This is a genomic window from Bifidobacterium sp. UBA6881 (genome assembly GCA_002451435.1).
Classification (GTDB): domain Bacteria; phylum Actinomycetota; class Actinomycetes; order Actinomycetales; family Bifidobacteriaceae; genus Bifidobacterium.
In genome coordinates, this window is the sequence record DKCF01000093.1 from 1 (window position 1) to 4,286 (window position 4,286).

The 4,286-nt window shown below is 59.3% G+C and carries 3 protein-coding genes; 1 reads left to right on the forward strand and 2 read right to left on the reverse strand.

All coding sequences use genetic code 11. The annotated features are described in order from the left end of the window. Window positions 1–3: 3 nt before the first annotated feature. Window positions 4–681 carry a carbonic anhydrase gene (locus B3C64_RS07350; RefSeq protein ID WP_291534830.1) on the forward strand — a complete coding sequence of 226 codons (678 nt, stop codon included), beginning with the start codon at window positions 4–6 and terminating at the stop codon, window positions 679–681. A 128-nt stretch (window positions 682–809) separates the two neighbouring features. Here B3C64_RS07350 and B3C64_RS07355 read toward each other — a convergent pair whose 3' ends face one another. Then, window positions 810–1,679, reverse strand: coding sequence for a DUF4143 domain-containing protein (locus B3C64_RS07355; RefSeq protein ID WP_291534824.1), 870 nt, complete (start codon window positions 1,677–1,679; stop codon window positions 810–812). 399 nt (window positions 1,680–2,078) lie between these two features. Further along, a complete protein-coding gene (locus tag B3C64_RS07360) occupies window positions 2,079–3,995 on the reverse strand; it encodes an FAD-dependent oxidoreductase (RefSeq protein ID WP_291534825.1) in 1,917 nt (638 codons plus the stop codon). Window positions 3,996–4,286: the final 291 nt, after the last annotated feature.

Sequence of the window (4,286 nt, forward strand, 5' to 3'; positions counted from 1 at the left end):
TTTGTGGACCAGAACGACGTGGAAGGCACCGCAAGCGGCGTGTGGAGCCGCATGTTGGCGGGCAATCGCAGATTCGCCGAAGGCAAGCCGGAACATCCGAACCGCAGCGCGGAGGCGCGCGAGGCGGTCGTCGACACGCATGAGCCGGATGCCGCGGTGCTCAGCTGCTCCGATGCGCGCGTCAGCCCCGACATCATCTTCGACGCGGGCATCGGCGATCTGTTCACCGTGCGCACTGCCGGGCAAGTCATCGACGACGCCGTGATCGCCTCGTTGGAATACGCGGTGGATGTGCTCGGCGTGCGGCTTTTGGTGGTGCTCGGCCACCAGAATTGCGGCGCGATCAAACAGGCGGTCAAGGAATACGACGCGCTGCTGCACGATCTGACCGCCGATGCGGAGGACTCGTTGATGGCCGCCGACAGCATCGCAGACCTTGACGAACGCATTCTGAACGCGGAATCGCTGATGCTGCGCACGGTCGGCTTCTCGATCTGGCAGGCGCACGAATCGGAACTGGAATCGACCGAGGATTTCGAGCGCGTGCACATCGCGCGCACCATCGAACAGCTGGTGGAGCAGTCCGAATCAATCCAGCGTGCGCTGGCCGACGACCGGCTGATGATCGTCGGCGCACGCTACCAGCTCGACACCGGCAAAGTGGAAGTGCTGAGCTTCTGAAACGCTGAAATGAGGCACCAAGGCGCTAAGATGCTGAGCCTCTGATTGCATTCGGCAAAAAGCCGCCCACAATGCACCTGTGCCTCAGGATGCACGATGTTCAACGCACGTTCGCTAACGTGCAACCGTCAAGCTGCCGTCATATGCGCGAGCGCAGCAACCGCATATAGCGGCAGATCCTGTATATCGCCATCCTTGCGTGGAGGAAGCGGCGAGAAACGTACCGGATGCTGGAAACCAAAACGCTTGATAGACGCCTTCAGGCTTTTCGCATGAAGATTGATACCGGATTTCACTTCAATCGGTATGACGTATCGATCGTTCTGCACCAGAAAATCAAGTTCGTTCGTCGAATTGGCGTTCGTCCAATACCGAGGCTCAAAACCATACGCAGCGAGTTCCTGGCACACCAATTGTTCCGCGAACGCCCCTTTTGCGGAACCGAATACCGAATCACCATCCAAGATGCTTTCCGGACTGGCGTCATTCATGCTGCGCAACAAGCCGATGTCGGAGGCATAAAGCTTGAACGCATCGACATCATCGAATGATTTAAGCGGATATTCCGGAGCGGTGACCCGCGTGACCTTCAATGCGATCGACGAATCAAGCAGCCGTTGAATCGCCAATTCGAAATCCTTGCCACGGCCACCGGAACGCACCGCTCCATAGAGGAACTTCTTATTCTCACGCGCAAGCTGTGACGGAATGGAGTCCCAAACCTGCGCAAGGCGCAAGGACAATCCCCGCGGCATCGAATCGGCGTATTTCGAAAAATCGCCCCGATATCCTTGCAGAATATCTTCCTGCACCTGCGTTATGCGCTTGAAATCGACGCCGGGATAGGTATCGGCGAAAATTCCGACGGCCTCCGGCATGCCGCCTACCACCATGTAGTATTTCAGCCATTCCACAAGTTGCTCATGGAATACGGACATCATGTCCAAATCCGCCGTCTCGATGATTTCCGCAAGATTGCGGCGTTCCTCATATTCCATGCGTCTCCTATGCGTTCGCGGAAACGACAATTTCAACACGTTTTCTAGGGAACACTCACCATCTTTGACAACATTTTCTAGGGGAAATTATATATATGAACCTACATATTCTTCGCTTAATGAATCTAGGCGGCAAACCCGCACTGCGGAATATCACCAATCGGTACCATCGACTCGGCATCGGTAAAACGGAAAATGCTTCTCCGGGCGCACTGAACCGTTGATTCGCATCGGCAAAGCAGACCGGCACCCACGTGCAGCACGAAAAGCCGACATATCGACGATAAGCGATATGCCGGCTTGATGACGAATCTCACTTGTCCGAACTCGTGGCGGTAGCCCGACAGCACAATTGGCACGTCATCCACATGCTGGCCACGCACCAATCAGGCATTTGGACTACGCGCCGATCAGATCAAGCATCTGCGCGACGTTCTTCTTGCCGAATTCGACCAGCATGCTGCCGTCAGCCTTGGTGATGACGATGCACGGCACGCTCATCGCGTTGTACTGGTCCTTGATGTCGGGGAAGTGCGCGATGTCGTACGCTTCGGCCTTCACCAGAGGATTAGCAGCGGCGATGCGCTGCGACGCGCGCACGGTTTCCGGGCACATCGTGCAGGTCAGCGACACCAACAGCATGATGTTCACCGGCTGGTCGATGGCGGCGATGCGTTTCGTCGTGCTGGCGTCGAGCGCCTGACCGGGACCTGCCGCATTGTAGAGGCCGAGTACGAACGAATTGAATTCATGACCGCTGGGCACGCCATGGAACGCCAGACCAGTCGGTTGCGGGCTGCCATTCGCGTCCGGCACGCACATGCGCACGCACGGCAGGGCTTGCGGCAGCACATCGGCCGGATTGTATGCGGATTGCGTGGTTCGCGCGGTTTCGGCGGCCCCTTCGGATTCAGCGGATTGCGCGGTTTTCTCAACCGTATGCCGTTCGACGGCGAGTTTGCCGTCGCTCAACAACACCAGCTCGCCGATGAAACCATCCAATTGCGCCGAAAGCGCCGAATCATCAAGGTCCAACCGCAAAGTGACCGTCCGCGCCATGCGACCGAACACCACATCAAGCTGCTTGCGGATGGCCTCGTTGAAGAAACCGCTCGACGTCTTTCCACCAGCGGACGCGGAACCGGCGGATACGCCAGTGGCCCTCCCTGCCCCGACTGCACCGCCAACCGCCTTGCCGCGAGCGCCATTGCCGCCGCTCACCGGCCTTCGAATGGAAGAATCGCCCGCAATCGCCAGCGGAGCCGGCGAAGTGCCGGAACGCGCGGCCCGCTCGGCCTGTTCGCGTTCCCTGCGCTCATATGCGGAATCGGTCGGACGCGGTGGGATCAGACCGGTTTTGTCGCTCATCTGGGAGGCGTACCGTTCCAATCCGACCGCGGCGATCGCACCATCGGCCGTCGCCGTGATGACCTGGCGCAGCTCCTTGACCCGCAAATCGCCGGCCGCGTACACACCCGGCACGGAAGTCTCCAAATGCTCGTTCGTCCGCACATAGCCGTGGTCATCGAGATCCACCAAGCCACGGACCAAATCGGTGGCGGGAACGTAACCGGCGAATACGAACACACCGAATGTGCCGCCATCGGCCGGCTTCCATACCGCGCTTTTGCCGGAACGCGCGTCGCGGATTGTCGCCTCGGTCAGACCGCCCTGTCCCGCGGCGACCGCGACAAGCTCGGTATCGTAACGAACCTCGATCTTCGGATGGCGCTTCGCCTCGGCCGCGACGGACGCATCGCAGGTGAAATCGTCATCGCGAACCAACACGGTGACCTTGCTGGCGTATTTGGTGAGGAACACCGCCTCTTCGGCCGCGGCGAAACCACCGCCGACCACCAGCACCTCCTTGCCGGCGAAGAACTCGCCATCACAGGTGGCGCAATAGGCCACGCCGCGTCCCGCATACTCCTTTTCGCCATCGAATCCGATCTTGCGCGGATTGGCACCGGTGGCGATAAGCACGCCGAACGCGCGAAGGTCACCGCGCGACGTATGCACGGTTTTGACATCGCCGCTCACGTCAAGCCCGGTGACTTCGGCGCTGAGGAATTCCGCGCCGAAATCCTGCGCCTGCTGCCGTATGGTGGCGGTCAGCGCCCTTCCGCTGGTGGACGCGACGCCCGGGTAATTGACGATCTCATCGGTGATGGTGATCTGCCCGCCGAAATCGCCTTTTTCCACAATCAGCACGCGGTAGCGGGCGCGGGCGAGGTACAGTCCCGCGGTAAGGCCGGCAGGACCGCCTCCAATCACGACAACGTCATATAACGATTGGTCTTTCCGGACTTCCACCATGATTTCCTTTCCGCGCGGCCATCACCGCATGCCGCCCTTGCGGCATTCACGTCATTCATGTCATTCACGTCGTGTGTGCCGTCAATATCCAATGGCGGCCAATGGCGACGAAACCATGCCGACGAAACGGCTGATTCGCCAGCCTTGATCAAACGTCAGAAAACAGACCGGCATTGGCGGAATCAATCGGCGACGAAGCCGGCCGAACCAATCGATGAATCAGCCGACCGACAAATCAGCCGAATCGTCGAACCAGCCAACCAACGAAACCGGCGCAACCGGCCAGTCCGT